At 58.7% G+C, this 16732-nt stretch carries 15 protein-coding genes and 2 pseudogenes; 8 read left to right on the plus strand and 9 right to left on the minus strand.

Features of this window, described 5'->3' with window-relative positions:
• Positions 1–242 precede the first annotated feature (242 nt).
• The 4 genes from CS390_RS03760 to CS390_RS03775 all read right to left on the minus strand — a co-directional run bounded on the left by CS390_RS03760 (position 243) and on the right by CS390_RS03775 (position 3703).
• Positions 243–1142, minus strand: a complete 900-nt coding sequence (locus CS390_RS03760; protein WP_099773519.1) for a hydrolase or metal-binding protein — start codon at positions 1140–1142, stop codon at positions 243–245.
• Positions 1143–1228: 86 nt separating this feature from the next.
• Positions 1229–2233: a YqaJ viral recombinase family protein gene (locus CS390_RS03765; protein WP_099773520.1), complete on the minus strand. Its 1005-nt coding sequence runs from the start codon at positions 2231–2233 to the stop codon at positions 1229–1231.
• Positions 2234–2307: 74 nt separating this feature from the next.
• Complete coding sequence (locus CS390_RS03770) at positions 2308–3276, minus strand: DUF932 domain-containing protein (protein ID WP_099773521.1); 969 nt, start codon at positions 3274–3276, stop codon at positions 2308–2310.
• 97 nt (positions 3277–3373) lie between these two features.
• Entirely contained in the window at positions 3374–3703 is a 330-nt protein-coding gene (locus CS390_RS03775) for a hypothetical protein (RefSeq protein WP_099773522.1), read from the minus strand.
• 289 nt (positions 3704–3992) lie between these two features.
• On the opposite strand from CS390_RS03775, the gene CS390_RS03780 reads away from it, so the two are divergent.
• The 5 genes from CS390_RS03780 (at position 3993) to CS390_RS24890 (ending at position 10178) form a co-directional block, all read left to right on the plus strand.
• A protein-coding gene (locus CS390_RS03780) for an IS3 family transposase (protein WP_256587615.1) occupies positions 3993–5539 on the plus strand; the annotation gives its coding sequence in 2 pieces (ribosomal slippage) (positions 3993–4479 and positions 4479–5539; 1548 coding nt in all).
• Between the two features lie 136 nt (positions 5540–5675).
• The gene (locus CS390_RS03785; RefSeq protein WP_099773523.1) at positions 5676–6359 is read left to right on the plus strand and encodes a response regulator transcription factor; all 684 of its coding nucleotides are present in this window, start codon (positions 5676–5678) and stop codon (positions 6357–6359) included.
• Positions 6349–7620 (plus strand): HAMP domain-containing sensor histidine kinase, encoded by a 1272-nt coding sequence (locus CS390_RS03790; protein ID WP_099773524.1) that lies wholly within the window; start codon positions 6349–6351, stop codon positions 7618–7620. Before CS390_RS03785 ends, CS390_RS03790 begins: the two co-directional genes overlap by 11 nt.
• 243 nt (positions 7621–7863) lie before the next feature.
• Complete coding sequence (locus tag CS390_RS03795) at positions 7864–9813, plus strand: LTA synthase family protein (protein WP_099773525.1); 1950 nt, start codon at positions 7864–7866, stop codon at positions 9811–9813.
• Entirely contained in the window at positions 9810–10178 is a 369-nt protein-coding gene (locus CS390_RS24890; protein WP_157767113.1) for a hypothetical protein, read from the plus strand. Before CS390_RS03795 ends, CS390_RS24890 begins: the two co-directional genes overlap by 4 nt.
• Before the next feature lie 139 nt (positions 10179–10317).
• Here CS390_RS24890 and CS390_RS03810 read toward each other — a convergent pair whose 3' ends face one another.
• From CS390_RS03810 to CS390_RS03840, 5 genes and pseudogenes are all read right to left on the minus strand, one after another.
• Positions 10318–11082, minus strand: a complete 765-nt coding sequence (locus CS390_RS03810; RefSeq protein WP_001389365.1) for an IS6-like element IS6100 family transposase — start codon at positions 11080–11082, stop codon at positions 10318–10320.
• A gap of 506 nt (positions 11083–11588) precedes the next feature.
• On the minus strand, positions 11589–12089 hold the full coding sequence (locus CS390_RS03820) for a GNAT family N-acetyltransferase (protein ID WP_000376623.1): 501 nt from the start codon (positions 12087–12089) through the stop codon (positions 11589–11591).
• A gap of 127 nt (positions 12090–12216) precedes the next feature.
• Complete coding sequence (gene sul1, locus CS390_RS03830; RefSeq protein ID WP_000259031.1) at positions 12217–13056, minus strand: sulfonamide-resistant dihydropteroate synthase Sul1; 840 nt, start codon at positions 13054–13056, stop codon at positions 12217–12219.
• The gene (locus tag CS390_RS03835; RefSeq protein ID WP_000679427.1) at positions 13050–13397 is read right to left on the minus strand and encodes a quaternary ammonium compound efflux SMR transporter QacE delta 1; all 348 of its coding nucleotides are present in this window, start codon (positions 13395–13397) and stop codon (positions 13050–13052) included. The genes sul1 and CS390_RS03835 overlap by 7 nt, the downstream gene beginning before the upstream one ends.
• 116 nt (positions 13398–13513) lie before the next feature.
• Positions 13514–14352: pseudogene (locus CS390_RS03840) on the minus strand (AadA family aminoglycoside 3''-O-nucleotidyltransferase).
• A 145-nt stretch (positions 14353–14497) separates the two neighbouring features.
• Here CS390_RS03840 and intI1 point away from each other — a divergent pair.
• The 3 genes and pseudogenes from intI1 (at position 14498) to CS390_RS03855 (ending at position 16730) form a co-directional block, all read left to right on the plus strand.
• Positions 14498–15511 carry a class 1 integron integrase IntI1 gene (gene intI1, locus CS390_RS03845; RefSeq protein WP_000845048.1) on the plus strand — a complete coding sequence of 338 codons (1014 nt, stop codon included), beginning with the start codon at positions 14498–14500 and terminating at the stop codon, positions 15509–15511.
• Positions 15512–15701: 190 nt separating this feature from the next.
• Positions 15702–16136 (plus strand): annotated as a pseudogene (locus CS390_RS25230) (phosphatase PAP2 family protein); the annotation flags it as partial.
• 276 nt (positions 16137–16412) lie between these two features.
• A complete protein-coding gene (locus CS390_RS03855; RefSeq protein WP_079761861.1) occupies positions 16413–16730 on the plus strand; it encodes a transposase in 318 nt (105 codons plus the stop codon).
• Positions 16731–16732 lie beyond the last annotated feature (2 nt).

Raw genomic sequence — 16732 nt, forward strand, 5'->3', positions numbered from 1 at the left:
CTCACTACAGAGCAAAAAAGAAAGTGACGCAGTCAAGGATACACTTTGCGGTTGTATCCTTGACTGTGTCGCGATCTAGTTTGCGGGTCGTCCTGGCCGACTGAATATCAAGCACGTCAACACTGCTGCGACCAGAAGTGGCGGAAATCGCACCATCAGAACCACCAGCAGTATCACCGCCAGGCAGCCCGCCAGAATGCCGGCAAATATCATTGCGGCACCGAAAGTGCGTAGCAGCCGTTTCATACCTCCGCCTCCTGGCGCGCAGCTTTTGCCTCAAGCTTTTCAGCCAGGCTGGTTTTGGTGGGAGTGGCTTGAGGGTTGATGGCTATCGGGCTTTCTCCTTCTGGGTAGAACTCTTCAACTATGGCGCTGGCATCCTCCTCGCTGTCTTCGAATGCGCCGTTGCCGAATCCGCGTCGTGCAGCTTCATCCAAAGCCGCCTGATTGAAGCCTGCAGCCTGCCGCCGCGAATCGAGTTCGCTGGCTGTCACCAGTGCTTCAGCCATGTCCATGCCGCCGCGTACCGTCAGGTCGGCGTAGAAGATCGGCGTGCCATGGCTCTGGCGAGTGGACTTGCCACGCAGGCGCAGTTCCAGCGGTAGGCATGCCAGGCGGTTGCCCGAAATGGCCTGGAAGTAGTGCAAGCGAGCGGCCAGGGTGCGGATGCTGTTGAAGCCGGTGGTGCGGAAGACAAAGCTGCCCAGCGGATCCTCATCGCCAATGACTACATTCAGCCGGCCATAGGGCTTGCAGGCACTACCTTTCGCCAGTGGGCAGGCATCCGGCGACGGGCAAGGCAACGACTGCATGCCATCCTGAGTGACTCGTTTGCAGGTCTCGCCATTGCCGACGCAAACAGGTCGGCCCGATTGCCGGTCGAACAGCGTGTAGTCGGCTCGGAAATTCAGCTCCGGCTCGTTGAACAGCAGGCGTACCGGAATGCTGCGTAGCTTGTCGTCCTTGCCCTGGCGTAGCTCGTCATTGAGTGGGTGCAGCAGCCAGCCGTCCTTGCCTTGCACCTGGGAAGTGATGGTGAATTGGTCATCCTTCTCCGGCAGTCGCTTGCCGTTCTTCTCGATGACCTTACCGATGGAAATCCGCCCGAGTACTGGTGGAGTGATAGCCAGACCTTTGAGCATGGTGAGTCTCCTGGAAATGAAAAAAGGCCAGCCACGCAGCGCTAACTGCATGGACTGGCCAAGGGGAGGGATGGAGTAGTTGGGTTTCAGCCCACCAGGAAGCGTCGTGCACCTGGTTTCAGCAGTGGGTACTTGGCTTGCAGGTAGGGCTTGTCCTTGAGCAGTTGAGCGACATCGAAGCCGATGCTGTCCTTGGCTTTGCGCCAACTGACGTAGCCATTGGAAAACTCCGCCCGACTGGCGTCGCCCATGGCCTGCTGCAGCATCTGCTTGAGCTCGGCCTCGCGCTTTTCCTTGTCGGCAATCGACTGACGCACAGCTTTCAGCTCGATGTAAGCCGCTGAAAGACCAGCATGCTGGCTGAAGTCGACGACCTGGCCGTTGTCCTCCGGGTATAGGCAGCGCAGGGCCGACTCAGCGGAGGCGGTGCCATCGGCCGGCGGTGGGGTGTCGGTTTCCACGTAGTGCCAGAACTTGCGCTCCAGCTCGATCAGGCGAGCGATCATCTGCTCGTCCCGCTCGATGCGGTGGATCTCCAGCGTCTGGCCACCCAGCAGCACGGCCACATCAGCCGCCTGCTTACCGGTAACGGCGAGCTGGTGCATTACCTGCAGCTGAACATACTCAGGCACGCCCTCTTTCCAGAGGCGTGCCCCGTTTATGCCGGCTGTCTTGCATTCGAGGATCTGCACATCGTCGGCCCCGATCACCTCGCGGTCGATGTTGGCCAGCATCCAGGGCAACTCCGGATCAGGATGCTGCAGCACGGCGTTGATGCGGCGTACCTTGTTCTTAGTGCGCTTGCTGTAGTGCCAGGCCACGATGGGCTCCAACACGTTGCCCCAGTACATCGGGCTTTCCTCATCCTGAGGATCGGCCTTGGGCATGCCAGCATCGCGACCGGTCTTTTCCATCCACAGCTCCAGCTGCGACTTATAGGGATTCAGCCCCACGGCCGCCGCAGCATCCGAACTGCCGATGCCTTGCTTGCGGATCTGCAGCCAGCCCTCGCGTGGTAGCTCCTTGGTGCTGACCAGACGCAGGGCCGGGCGGGTTTTGCTGGTGCTGCGATTCAATGAAGTAGCTTTCATAGCGTTCACCTTGCAGAAATAGAAACGCCCGACCTGCAGCGAAGCGGGTCGGGCGTTATGGGGTGGGTAAAAGGTCAGGCGACCAGTTGCAGGGCTGTATCCAGGGCGCGTTGCTTGATCTGGGCACCCTGGCCGAACCAGGCGGAGTCGAGGCGATACTCAGTGCTGCGCGCCCGGCGCTCGTGATCGACGTACTCGGTCACGGCATTGAGCAGGCCCCAGGCAGTGCCGCGTGCTGAGTCCAGCTGGCTGCCCCGGCCACGGCCTTCGTACAGCTCCTGCACTTTGCGCAGAGCGCGCTCGTTCGGCAGCTGTTCAGGAAGCGGACCGGTCGGGCTGGTCTCACACATCACGTTCATAAAGAAGCCCAGTGCCTCATGCCACTGCACCTTGCGTTCCGCCAAGTGGCGCATGCGGTACATGAAGTCGTCCCATTGCGAGACGGCTATGCCGAGCTGCTTCTTCACCAGATCGCCGTCGAAGCGGGTGCTGTGCGGCACCTTGATCGCACGGCTGGTTCCATCCAAGGCGATGGTCAGAGTGTTGTTGCAGACCACACGAATGGTGGTGGGCGTTGCTGTGGTAGCCAGGGTGCCGTCACAGGAAGTGGCCAGCAGCAGGTAGCCATTCACCTGGTCGTTGCCCTTGAGCGCAGCGCCTTGGCCGGTACGCGCCAGCGCCCAGAACTTGCGCCCGCCCTTGAGCACCCCAGCGGTTTCCAGCTCGTAGCCGGAGACCTCGGTCAGATCCCTGTAAAACTCCAGCACATCCTTGGGCTGAACGGTGTGGTAGCGCTGCGAGACCACCGACAGTGGTGCCTTGGTGTCCGAGCGATAGAGCACCTTCTGTTCCGGGAACGAATGGATCGCGCCCAGGTGGCCGATGGCGTCCGATTTGAAATGCACAGGGCTTTCCAGGATCTGCCAGTCCATGCCGGCTTCGCGTTGCCAGACTTCGATGGGTTGCTTCTGCGGCAGGTTGTTGCCCAGGCCGTGCCACGGAGTAGCGCCAACGTAGGCCATTTGTTCGATTTGATGAGCCATGACGAATTTCCTTTGGGTGCAGGCCGGCATAAAGCGCCGCGCAGAGCGCAGCACCGGCAATCAGTGTTGGGTAAGGAAGAAGAGAGCGGTGGCCGGATCAGGTCGGCAGGTTGAAACGGTGACCGCAGAGCAGGCAGAGGTTGTGGGCCAGGACATGGCGGTCGAGCGACTCACCGAGCTGGGCGCCGAGCGCACAGCCGCCCACTCCACCGGCAAGGCCGCCGAGGATGGCACCTGATACATAGCCGAGCGTGATGCCGAAAGGCCCTGCGATAGTGCCAATCAGCGCACCTGCTTGGCCGCCTGCCAGAGCAGCACTGATGCCTCGTGCGAGACCACCGACAGCGCCGATGGCCGCGCCAGCTTTCATGGCGTGATGGAAAGAAGCGACTTTGGGAGAGTGACAGCGAGGGCACTGCAATGACATGGGGAGATCCTCCTTGTTGGCTATGTCATTGCGGTAATGTGTGGCTGAGATTTTTTTGAATCGAATGGCTGCTTCGCAGCAGTGCTAACTAGGTGCGAGCGGGCTGGAGTCGGCCAAAAGCGGACACAAAAAAGCGTCAAGGGAAACCGGCCTTAAGCTGGACCTTGAGCTCTACAACCTCTAAAGAGATCTTTGCTTGCTTGGTAAACTCGGGTGCCCGCCGCGTCAGGATAGTTGTCGTGTGAGTTGATTCGATGAGTCTTGGTCGGTGGGCGGACGTGAGAGCCGTGTGGCGCGTTATTCGATAGAGCATCGGGAGTGGGTGGTGCGGCAGATGATGCCGCCCTTGAACCGGACGGTGCCGGAGCTGGTGGAAGCGACAGGCATTACTGATGCCACCCTGTATGCTTGGCGCAAACAGGCCAGAGCAGCGGGAGCAGTGGTGCCGGGAGATGGACAGCAGGCCGACCAGTGGTCGAGCCAGGACAAGTTTCGGGTGGTGCTGGAAAGCGCCAGCCTCAATGCGGCTGAGCTGGCGGAGTACTGCCGGCGCAAAGGCCTGTATGTCGAGCAGATCAACGCCTGGCGCGAAGCCTGCGAGCAGGCCAACAGCCTGGCTCAGCCGAGCAAGACCCGGCGCGAACGCGAAGAGGAAAAGGCCGCGAAGAAGCGCATCAAGCAGCTGGAGCGTGAACTACGGCGCAAGGATGCGGCGCTGGCAGAAACCGCGGCTCTGCTGGTGTTGCGAAAAAAAGCCGAGGCGCTCTGGGGGAAGGACGAGGACGAATGATCAGCGCCCCGGATCGCCGTGAAACGCTGCAGTTGATCGAGGACGCCGTGGCGGCGGGAGCGCGGCGGGCGCAGGCCTGCGCCGAACTGGGCCTGTCGCTGCGCAGCCTGCAGCGCTGGCAGCACTGCCCGGAGGATCGGCGTCCTTCGGCACAGCGAGCTGAGCCGGCCAACAAGCTGACCCCGCAAGAGCGCCGCCGCGTGCTGGAGGTTGCCAATCAGCCCGAGTTTGCCAGCCTGCCGCCGCAGCAGATCGTGGCGCGGCTGGCCGATCAGGGCACCTGGCTGGCCTCGGAGTCGACCTTTTACCGGTTGCTGAAGGACGCCGAACAGCAGCATCCGCGCGGCCGTAGCCGCCCACCGGTGAAACGAGCGCTGACGACCCATGTGGCCGACGGCCCGAACCAGCTGTGGTGCTGGGACATCACCTGGCTGCCGACCACGGTCAAGGGCCGTTACTTCTACTGGTACATGATCAAGGACGTCTACAGCCGGAAGCTGGTGGCCAACGAGGTGCATGAAAGTGAAAGCGCCGAGCAGGCCGCCCAGCTGCTACGCCTGGCCTGCCTACGTGAACAGCGAGCAGGCCAGCCGCTGGTACTGCACTCGGACAACGGCAGCGCTATGAAGGGCTCGACCATGCTGGCGGCCATGCAGAACCTGGGTGTGATGCCCTCGTTCAGCCGCCCGCGGGTGAGCAATGACAACGCCTATGCCGAGGCCTTGTTCCGCACGGCGAAGTACTGCCCGCTGTGGCCGGAGCGGCCCTTCGACACGCTGGAGCAGGCCAGGAACTGGGTGAACAGCTTCGTGGCCTGGTACAACCATGAACATCGCCACAGCGCCCTGAAGTTTGTGACCCCGGCGCAGCGACATACTGGCCAGGCGGAAGAGTTGCTGCGCAAGCGTATCGAGCTGTACGAGGCGGCGCGTGCACGGCACCCGGAGCGCTGGAGCGGCAACATTAGGAACTGGGTGCTGGCACCAATCGTGTGCCTGAACCCGGAGCGGGAAGCGGTACTGCAGCAAACATCAAAGGCAGCGTGACACGCTCACGCGACAACTACCTTGAAAATCGCCGGCGGGGTCAACGTAAAGTCAAAACTTCGTCAACGCTTGATGGCTTGATAGTTGTCCACAGCGGACTTTGATACCTGGGGCTTAACACAAGGTGTTTCTTTAAATGCGAATTTTGCTGGTTGAGGACAATCCCGATCTCATGGCCAACGTCACCCATTTTTTGGAGGCGAAGGGCTTTGTTGTGGACTGTGCCAGAGATGGCCGAGCAGGATTGCACCTGGCGTCATCGCAGCACTACGACCTGATTGTGCTCGATATCATGCTCCCAGGGATGGATGGCTATCAGGTCTGCATGAACCTGCGTGACGTAGCCAGAAGTCACGTGCCGATTTTGATGCTGACGGCACGGGATACTCTGGAGGACCGCCTACACGGCCTTAAAGTAGGTGCAGATGACTATCTCATCAAACCATTCGCACTCAGCGAGTTGGTTGCGCGAATCGAGGCGATCGTACGTCGCGCGACCGGCGCGGTCAGCCGCTTTTTTAAGGTGGGTGACCTGACCTACGACGCAGACACGATGAAATTCGAGCGCGCAGGTATACCGCTTAAACTGTCGCCACAGAGTCAGAGGCTGCTGGTTCTGCTCATGCAACGCAGCCCCGCAGTGGTTCGGCGAGAAGTGCTCGAGGAGGCCATGTGGGGCGACGATTGCCCAGATAGCGACAGCCTTCGTAGCCACATCCATATGCTGCGTCAGGTTGTCGATAAGCCTTTTCCCCGCTCATTGATCCATACCCATCAGGGTGTCGGCTACCGGTTAGCAGAGATTGTCGATGAGTTCTAAGAAACCCCTGATGACGCGAATTGTCATCGCTTTTGTGCTGATGACTGCAGTATTCAGTGGCCTTTTTTCATTGAGCATTGTGCTGATAGTTCATGTCGTGGAAGAACACCTGGTCACCCAAGGCATGCAGGACGAGCTAGCAGCGGCACTTCATAGCCTTTCGGCAGAGCATCCACTTCGTCTGATGCCCGGCACTCGACTCTATAGTGATGGCGCCCGCTTCGGGAAGGCGAACATACCGGCGCGTTATGCAGATTTGGAACCTGGTTTTACCGAAGTGCTCAAGGGAGGGCGTGCAGTGTATGCGTTCACCAAGGTGCTTGATGGACAGAGGCTGGTTCTAGTCAAGGAGCAGGATAGTTTCGAGGCTAGGGAGCGAACTCTGTTCACGGTTGTTCTTGTCGGCTTTGTACTAACGGTTCTCGGCGCATTAGCATTCGGCTGGCAAGTGGCTCGCAGGGTGATGGTGCCTGTTACCCAGCTGGCCAAGCAGGTGCAGACGCTGGACGATCCTCAGATGCACTTACGGCCACTAGCAATGGATTACGCGGCTGATGAGGTAGGTCAACTCGCATCCGCCTTCGACAGCGCCTTTAGCAAAATTCGAGAGATGCTAGAGCGTGAGCAGCTGTTCACTGGTGATGTCAGTCACGAGTTACGTACCCCTCTCATGGTCGTGTCTACCTCCTGCGAAGTTCTTCGCCAGACCGAGCTCACAAATGAGCAACTAGAGCAGGTAGTGCGCATTGAGAGGGTGACCTTGGAGATGCGCAATTTGGTTCAGACCTTTCTGCTACTGGCGCGGGGTAACAGTACAGAGGCAAGCAGTGAGGAGCGGCAAGATCTGGCTGTTATCGCCGAGCGGCAATATCGCTACTGGCAACCAGCAATGGCTGACAAAGGCCTGGCATTTGACCTGGTTGTTGAAGCTGAGGATTCCGTAGGCTACAACGCAGTCTACCTAAGTCGTATCCTCTTCAATCTGCTACAGAATGCTCATCGTTACACCGACTTCGGAGAGGTTCGGTTGACCATAGGCAACGGATGGTTGCGCGTTGAAGATACTGGCCAGCCAATTCCATCGGCCCAGCATTCCGCTATCTTCGATCTGTTTTTTCGTGGCGAGGGGGCTGTAGGCGATGGCTTGGGCCTCGGGCTTTCGCTGGTCAAGCGCATCTGTCAGGCGAAGGGATGGAGCGTGGAGGTTTCCACTAAGGAACCAAGGGGGAACTGCTTCTTGGTGAGATTGGCGCCAGCCTGAAGGCTGCGAGAATGGAAGTGCCTACAAATAGCCAATTCCATGTACGTGCATCGATTAGAACAGTGCCAGGCCTGGAGCCGCCTGCTTAAAACTCCTAGCCCCCAAGTATTCTTAACCTTGGAGCCTCGCTAATCCAGGCCTGTTCGACGTCAAATGCCAGCCTATGGTTGTGCGCTGTTTCTTGACCGTTTCTCGACATTTCCCAGTGTATGTTGCTTAGCATTTATACGCTCGGAAACTCGTATGACTCTGCCACGTACCGCCCCTTTGCGTTATCTGTCTCTGTTGCTGGCCTGTTGGCTGGCCGTTTTCATAGCCACCCGTGGATTGCTCCTCGCTAGCAACTGGCATGAGGCAGGTGGTTTCGATCCTTCAGTGTTTGTCGTCGGCCTATTCTACGACCTTGGTTTTCTCGCCTATGCGGCACTGCCGTTGGGCCTTTACCTGTTTTTGTGTCCAGCACCCTTGTGGCAGCGCCGTGGCCACCGATTGATGCTTGGCTTGCTCCTACTAGCAAGCATCTTCGCCATGCTATTTGTGGCAACGGCCGAATGGCTGTTTTGGGACGAATTCGGCGTACGCTTCAACTTCATCGCGGTGGACTACTTGGTCTACTCCGATGAGGTGCTGAACAACCTGCTCGAATCTTATCCTCTGGGCCTCCTGCTGAGCGGCCTCGGCGTGCTTGCCGCGCTCATAGCGCTTGTCCTGCGTGCGCCGCTCAGCAAGGCGCTGCTGGCGCCGCTACCTAGTTGGCGCGCACGGGGCCTGGGCATCACCGGCCTGCTGTTGATGGCGGGGCTAAGTCTGCTCCTGCTCGACCAAGAAAGCCCGCGCGGCCTAGGCGGTAATGCCTACCGCCATGAGCTGGCGAGCAACGGTCCTTATCAGTTCTTCGCCGCGTTTCGTAACAACGAGCTGGACTACCGCCAGTTCTACTCCACCCTGCCGGACAGACAGATCGCTCCCACCCTGCGCCAGGAGTTGAACGAGCCGAATGCGACCTTTATCGGTAGCGACCCGCTGGACGTGCGTCGCCTGATCGACAACCCCGGCGTGCCACGCAAGCTGAATGTGGTGCTAGTGACCATCGAGAGCCTTTCGGCCAAGTACCTTGGCAGTTTCGGCGACCCGCGCGGCCTGACCCCGAACCTCGATGCTCTGCGCCAGAAGAGCCTGTTCTTCAACAACTTCTACGCCACAGGCACCCGTACCGACCGTGGCCTGGAGGCCATCACCCTGGCGATTCCGCCGACGCCCGGACGCTCCATCGTCAAACGAATTGGCCGTGAGAGCGGCTATGCCAGCCTCGGCCAGCAGCTCACCGCAAAGGGCTATGACAGCGTGTTCATATATGGCGGTCGAGGCTATTTCGACAACATGAACGCTTTCTTCAGCGGCAATGGTTACCGCGTGGTAGACCAGAGCAGCGTCGACGAGGAGGATATTCATTTCAAAAATGCTTGGGGTATGGCCGACGAGGATCTGTATGCCCAGGCCATCAAGGTCGCCGATAGCGATCATGCCGACGGTAAGCCCTTCTTCCTGCAACTGATGACTACCTCGAACCACCGCCCCTATACCTATCCGGATGGCCGTATCGATATTGCCTCGGGCGATGGACGCGAGGGAGCGGTCAAATACACCGACTGGGCCATCGGTAGCTTTCTCGAAAAGGCCAGAAGCAAGCCCTGGTTCGCCGACACCCTGTTCGTCTTTGTAGCTGACCACTGTGCAGGCAGCGCCGGAATGGAAGACCTGCCGGTCGCCAACTACCACATTCCGCTGTTTATCCATTCTCCTAAGTGGCTACCCGCGCGCGAAGATGGCCAACTAGCTAGCCAGATCGACCTGGCACCTACCCTGCTGGGCCTACTCAACTTAGATTACGAGTCCACTTTCTTTGGACGCGACCTGCTTAAACCCAGCAGTATCCCGCCACGCGTTGTCCTGGGTAATTATCAGCATCTCGGTCTATTTGACGGGCAGAACCTGGCCATTCTCAGCCCACGCCAGCACATGCGCCGTCACGATGATGCGCTGGGCGCCAGCAAGGAATATCAGGTAGATGCTAGCGACCCGCTTGTGCTGCGTGATATCGCCTACTATCAGGCCGCAAGTCATGGTTTCAAGAATCGATTGCTGGCCTGGAAAGGCTCGCATACCTCTGAGCTGCAGGTGGGGCAGCAATGAATGCCTCGCCTCGCTTTGACCGCCGCTGGTGGTACGGCCTGCCGCTGGCCCTGCTCGCCTTAATGCTGCTATTTGAGCCCAGCCGCCTAGACTTCGCGATCTCTGATCTGTTCTTTGTCCAAGGCCAGGGTTTCATAGGTCGACACAACAGTTTTCTCGAGGACGTGCTCCACGACCGAGCCAAGCAACTGGTGATCGTTATAGGCGCACTGGCCATCGTAGGATTTGTGCTAAGTCTGCTGCCGACACGCCTGCGCCCGCTGCGCCGAACCCTGGGCTACTTGGTGTTGGCAATGGGTGTCATTTTCAGAAGACGACTGCACCAGTTGATTGGGCGTAATGGCTGTTGTGCAGCCAGCTCCTGACAGTTCAATATCAGAAGTGATCTGCACCAATCTCGACTATGCTCAATACTCGTGTGCACCAAAGCGAGGTGAGCATGGCGACGGAGGCTCTGTTGCAAAGATTGGCGGCAGTCAGAGGTAGGCTGTCGCTCTGCGCCGATCAGGCGGCTGCTGCGAAATGGTGGTTGAGCATGCCCATGGCCTCCGTCAGCGCCGAGGGCCCAATGCCAAAAGCTCTCTCCACAAGGCGCACCTCGCCCCTGATGCCGGGCTGCAGGCACCAGGGGCGAGCCTGTCCTTTGCGCAGGGCTCGCATGACTTCGAATCCCTTGATCGTGGCATAGGCCGTGGGGATCGATTTGAAACCGCGCACCGGCTTGATCAGTATCTTGAGCTTTCCGTGATCGGCCTCGATCACGTTATTGAGATACTTCACCTGCCGGTGGGCCGTCTCCCGGTCCAGCTTTCCTTCGCGCTTCAATTCGGTGATCGCTGCACCATAGCTCGGCGCTTTGTCGGTATTGAGCGTGGCAGGCTTTTCCCAGTGCTTCAGGCCTCGCAGGGCCTTGCCCAGGAACCGCTTCGCTGCCTTGGCGCTGCGGGTCGGCGACAGGTAGAAATCGATCGTGTCGCCCCGCTTGTCGACTGCCCGGTACAGGTAGGTCCACTTGCCCCGCACCTTGACGTAGGTTTCATCCAGGCGCCAGCTCGGATCAAAGCCACGCCGCCAGAACCAGCGCAGCCGCTTCTCCATCTCCGGGGCGTAGCACTGGACCCAGCGATAGATCGTCGTATGGTCGACCGAAATGCCGCGTTCCGCCAGCATTTCCTCAAGGTCGCGATAGCTGATCGGATAGCGACAATACCAGCGCACCGCCCACAGGATCACATCACCCTGGAAATGGCGCCACTTGAAATCCGTCATCGTTCCGTCCGTCCAATCTCCGCCAAGCATGCTCAAGCTTCACGATTTTTGCAACAGAGCCCACACGAGTATTGAGCATAGTCGAGATTGGTGCAGATCACTTCTGATATTGAACTGTCAGGAGCTGGCTGCACAACAGCCATTACGCCCAATCAACTGGTGCAGTCGTCTTCTGAAAATGACATTTGGTATCTCTCATAAACGGATGTTTTTGAGAGAACTATCTTCGGCCTTCACACGCACGAAAGGCGGCGAAGCTCCGCCGTTAATCCGTCCGCCGGAGATCTCGCCCAGGCAGGCTGAAGGCCGAGCAAGCCTGACAGGCCCGAAAAGCCCGGCACGGGCGTCGGCGGCGATGACGGCGGCGGCATTATCCAGGGTTGATGATGGAAGTGGAGGATATCGACAACCTCTCGCGCAACCAAGACATCGCGGTCGGACTGCAAGTGATCTTGAAGCCACGGGCCCGTCCCACCCCGACATGGACCTCGATGCCCGAACGGACGTTAGATTTCGAGTTCTAGGCGTTCTGCGATGAAGGTTGGATCCCAGCCGGGATTGAAAGTGTCGACGTGGGTGAATCCGAGCCGCTCGTATAGGCCACGCAGGTTCGGGTGGCAGTCGAGCCGCAGCTTGGCGCACCCCTGCGTTCGCGCGGCATGGCGGCAAGCCTCGATCAGCGCGGAGCTGACACCCCGGCCCGCATGTGTCCGTCGCACCGCGAGCTTGTGCAGATATGCGGCCTCCCCCTTGAGGGCGTCGGGCCAGAACTCGGGATCCTCGGCCGACAAGGTGCAACAGCCGACGATGCCGTCGCTGCAACTCGCGACTAGGAGCTCGGATCTCAGGACGAAGGTCTCCGCGAATGTCCGGTCGATCCGCGCGACGTCCCAGGCGGGCGTTCCCTTGGCGGACATCCACGCCGCAGCGTCGTGCATCAGCCGCACAACCTCGTCGATATCACCCGAGCAGGCGACCCGAACGTTCGGAGGCTCCTCGCTGTCCATTCGCTCCCCTGGCGCGGTATGAACCGCCGCCTCATAGTGCAGTTTGATCCTGACGAGCCCAGCATGTCTGCGCCCACCTTCGCGGAACCTGACCAGGGTCCGCTAGCGGGCGGCCGGAAGGTGAATGCTAGGCATGATCTAACCCTCGGTCTCTGGCGTCGCGACTGCGAAATTTCGCGAGGGTTTCCGAGAAGGTGATTGCGCTTCGCAGATCTCCAGGCGCGTGGGTGCGGACGTAGTCAGCGCCATTGCCGATCGCGTGAAGTTCCGCCGCAAGGCTCGCTGGACCCAGATCCTTTACAGGAAGGCCAACGGTGGCGCCCAAGAAGGATTTCCGCGACACCGAGACCAATAGCGGAAGCCCCAACGCCGACTTCAGCTTTTGAAGGTTCGACAGCACGTGCAGCGATGTTTCCGGTGCGGGGCTCAAGAAAAATCCCATCCCCGGATCGAGGATGAGCCGGTCGGCAGCGACCCCGCTCCGTCGCAAGGCGGAAACCCGCGCCTCGAAGAACCGCACAATCTCGTCGAGCGCGTCTTCGGGTCGAAGGTGACCGGTGCGGGTGGCGATGCCATCCCGCTGCGCTGAGTGCATAACCACCAGCCTGCAGTCCGCCTCAGCAATATCGGGATAGAGCGCAGGGTCAGGAAATCCTTGGATATCGTTCAGGTAGCCCACGCCGCGCTTGAGCGCATAGCGCTGGGTTTCCGGTTGGAAGCTGTCGATTGAAACACGGTGCATCTGATCGGACAGGGCGTCTAAGAGCGGCGCAATACGTCTGATCTCATCGGCCGGCGATACAGGCCTCGCGTCCGGATGGCTGGCGGCCGGTCCGACATCCACGACGTCTGATCCGACTCGCAGCATTTCGATCGCCGCGGTGACAGCGCCGGCGGGGTCTAGCCGCCGGCTCTCATCGAAGAAGGAGTCCTCGGTGAGATTCAGAATGCCGAACACCGTCACCATGGCGTCGGCCTCCGCAGCGACTTCCACGATGGGGATCGGGCGAGCAAAAAGGCAGCAATTATGAGCCCCATACCTACAAAGCCCCACGCATCAAGCTTTTGCCCATGAAGCAACCAGGCAATGGCTGTAATTATGACGACGCCGAGTCCCGACCAGACTGCATAAGCAACACCGACAGGGATGGATTTCAGAACCAGAGAAAGAAAATAAAATGCGATGCCATAACCGATTATGACAACGGCGGAAGGGGCAAGCTTAGTAAAGCCCTCGCTAGATTTTAATGCGGATGTTGCGATTACTTCGCCAACTATTGCGATAACAAGAAAAAGCCAGCCTTTCATGATATATCTCCCAATTTGTGTAGGGCTTATTATGCACGCTTAAAAATAATAAAAGCAGACTTGACCTGATAGTTTGGCTGTGAGCAATTATGTGCTTAGTGCATCTAACGCCGGAGTTAAGCCGCCGCGCGTAGCGCGGTCGGCTTGAACGAATTGTTAGACATCATTTACCAACTGACTTGATGATCTCGCCTTTCACAAAGCGAATAAATTCTTCCAAGTGATCTGCGCGTGAGGCCAAGTGATCTTCTTTTTGTCCCAGATAAGCTTGCTTAGCTTCAAGTAAGACGGGCTGATACTGGGCAGGTAGGCGTTTTATTGCCCAGTCGGCAGCGACATCCTTCGGCGCGATTTTGCCGGTTATTGCGCTGTACCAAATGCGGGACAACGTAAGCACTACATTTCGCTCATCGCCGGCCCAGTCGGGCTGCGAGTTCCATAGCTTCAAGGTTTCCCTCAGCGCCTCGAATAGATCCTGTTCAGGAACCGGGTCAAAGAATTCCTCCGCTGCCGGACCTACCAAGGCAACGCTATGTTCTCTTGCTTTTGTAAGCAGGATAGCTAGATCAATGTCGATCATGGCTGGCTCGAAGATACCCGCAAGAATGTCATTGCGCTGCCATTCTCCAAATTGCAGCTCGCGCTTAGCCGGATAACGCCACGGGATGATGTCGTCATGCACGACAAGGGTGACTTCTATAGCGCGGAGCGTCTCGCTCTCGCCAGGGAAAGCCGAAGCCTCCATAAGGTCATTGAGCAATGCTCGCCGCGTCGTTTCATCAAGCTTTACGGCCACAGTAACCAACAAATCAATATCGCTGTATGGCTTCAGGCCGCCATCCACTGCGGAGCCGTACAAATGCACGGCCAGCAACGTTGATTCCAGATGGCGCTCAATGACGCTTAGCACCTCTGATAGTTGGTTCGAAATTTCGATGGTCACCGCTACCCTCATGATGTCTAACTTTGTTTTAGGGCGACTGCCCTGCTGCGTAACATCGTTGCTGCTCCATAACATCAAACATCGACCCACGGCGTAACGCGCTTGCTGCTTGGATGCCCGAGGCATAGACTGTACAAAAAAACAGTCATAACAAGCCATGAAAACCGCCACTGCGCCGTTACCACCGCTGCGTTCGGTCAAGGTTCTGGACCAGTTGCGTGAGCGCATACGCTACTTGCATTACAGCTTACGAACCGAACAGGCTTATGTCCACTGGGTTCGTGCCTTCATCCGTTTCCACGGTGTGCGTCACCCGGCAACCTTGGGCAGCAGCGAAGTCGAGGCATTTCTGTCCTGGCTGGCGAACGAGCGCAAGGTTTCGGTCTCCACGCATCGTCAGGCATTGGCGGCCTTGCTGTTCTTCTACGGCAAGGTGCTGTGCACGGATCTGCCCTGGCTTCAGGAGATCGGAAGACCTCGGCCGTCGCGGCGCTTGCCGGTGGTGCTGACCCCGGATGAAGTGGTTCGCATCCTCGGTTTTCTGGAAGGCGAGCATCGTTTGTTCGCCCAGCTTCTGTATGGAACGGGCATGCGGATCAGTGAGGGTTTGCAACTGCGGGTCAAGGATCTGGATTTCGATCACGGCACGATCATCGTGCGGGAGGGCAAGGGCTCCAAGGATCGGGCCTTGATGTTACCCGAGAGCTTGGCACCCAGCCTGCGCGAGCAGCTGTCGCGTGCACGGGCATGGTGGCTGAAGGACCAGGCCGAGGGCCGCAGCGGCGTTGCGCTTCCCGACGCCCTTGAGCGGAAGTATCCGCGCGCCGGGCATTCCTGGCCGTGGTTCTGGGTTTTTGCGCAGCACACGCATTCGACCGATCCACGGAGCGGTGTCGTGCGTCGCCATCACATGTATGACCAGACCTTTCAGCGCGCCTTCAAACGTGCCGTAGAACAAGCAGGCATCACGAAGCCCGCCACACCGCACACCCTCCGCCACTCGTTCGCGACGGCCTTGCTCCGCAGCGGTTACGACATTCGAACCGTGCAGGATCTGCTCGGCCATTCCGACGTCTCTACGACGATGATTTACACGCATGTGCTGAAAGTTGGCGGTGCCGGAGTGCGCTCACCGCTTGATGCGCTGCCGCCCCTCACTAGTGAGAGGTAGGGCAGCGCAAGTCAATCCTGGCGGATTCACTACCCCTGCGCGAAGGCCATCGGTGCCGCATCGAACGGCCGGTTGCGGAAAGTCCTCCCTGCGTCCGCTGATGGCCGGCAGCAGCCCGTCGTTGCCTGATGGATCCAACCCCTCCGCTGCTATAGTGCAGTCGGCTTCTGACGTTCAGTGCAGCCGTCTTCTGAAAACGACAATGGGCCTATCCACCAGTTTCGTCACGCCGCTGAAAAAAGTCAGTCAGATGCATTGTCCCTGGAGCTTGGAGCAGTACGGTGGTGTAGAGCACTTCTCACCACTGCTCGGCCCTCGCGCAGAACCAGTCGATAAGCCCGGTAACTGCTGGCCTGGCGGCCATGCCGCCGCTGGTTTCGCTCTGTTTGCTCTGTTCTTTGCGCTTCGCAACACTCACCCACGCTGCGCCAAGGCTGCGCTGATAGCCGCAATGACACTAGGAGTGGTGTTTTCCCTAGTACGCATTGCCCAAGGCGCGCATTTTCTCTCGCACAATCTTTGGACAGCATCACTGTGCTGGCTGATTAGCTTGGCTGTGTACGACTTGATGCTATATCGCCCATCGTCTGAATTAGCTACGGATCTAATCGCTTTCACCAACTGAATGGCACAAGAGTTATTAGTCATTCGATGGCAGCTATTGGCCGGTTTCTGCCTGTTACTACCGTCTGCTTTACGGTATTTGGCACAAATCAGCGTATCGAAACGACCTTCCAGTCCCGATTTTTCTTGATGACTGACATCGAAGGGGTTCTGGTAGCTTCCCTCTGAATGTGCTCAGTAAGCGTCCAGCCAAGTCACCTTCCGCAATCCCGCATTAAGGGCGATGGTGTCCGCGTATTTTTAAACGGACGCGATAGCCCTTATCGCCGGGATTTCCATGCGCCAACGAAGCTCTTACCCCAAACCGTTCAAGGCCCAGGTTGTTCAGGAGTGCCTGCAACCTGGTGCGACCGTCTCCAGCGTGGCCATACGCCATGGCATCAACGCCAACGTCATTCGCAAGTGGCTACCGCTTTATCGGGATCAACTGCCAGCGGCGTTGCCGGCGTTCGTTCCTGCGAGGGTTACGCCCAAACGACCAGCTGAAGCAGCGGTGATTATCGAGCTACCGCTGGGCGCGCAATCGGTCACGGTGAAATGGCCAGCCTCCGATCCTGAAGGTTGCGCCCGCTTTGTCCGTGGGCTCGCCCAGTGATC

Source organism: Pseudomonas sp. HLS-6 (assembly GCF_002753995.1).
In the GTDB taxonomy this organism is placed as follows: Bacteria; Pseudomonadota; Gammaproteobacteria; order Pseudomonadales; family Pseudomonadaceae; genus Aquipseudomonas; species Aquipseudomonas defluvii.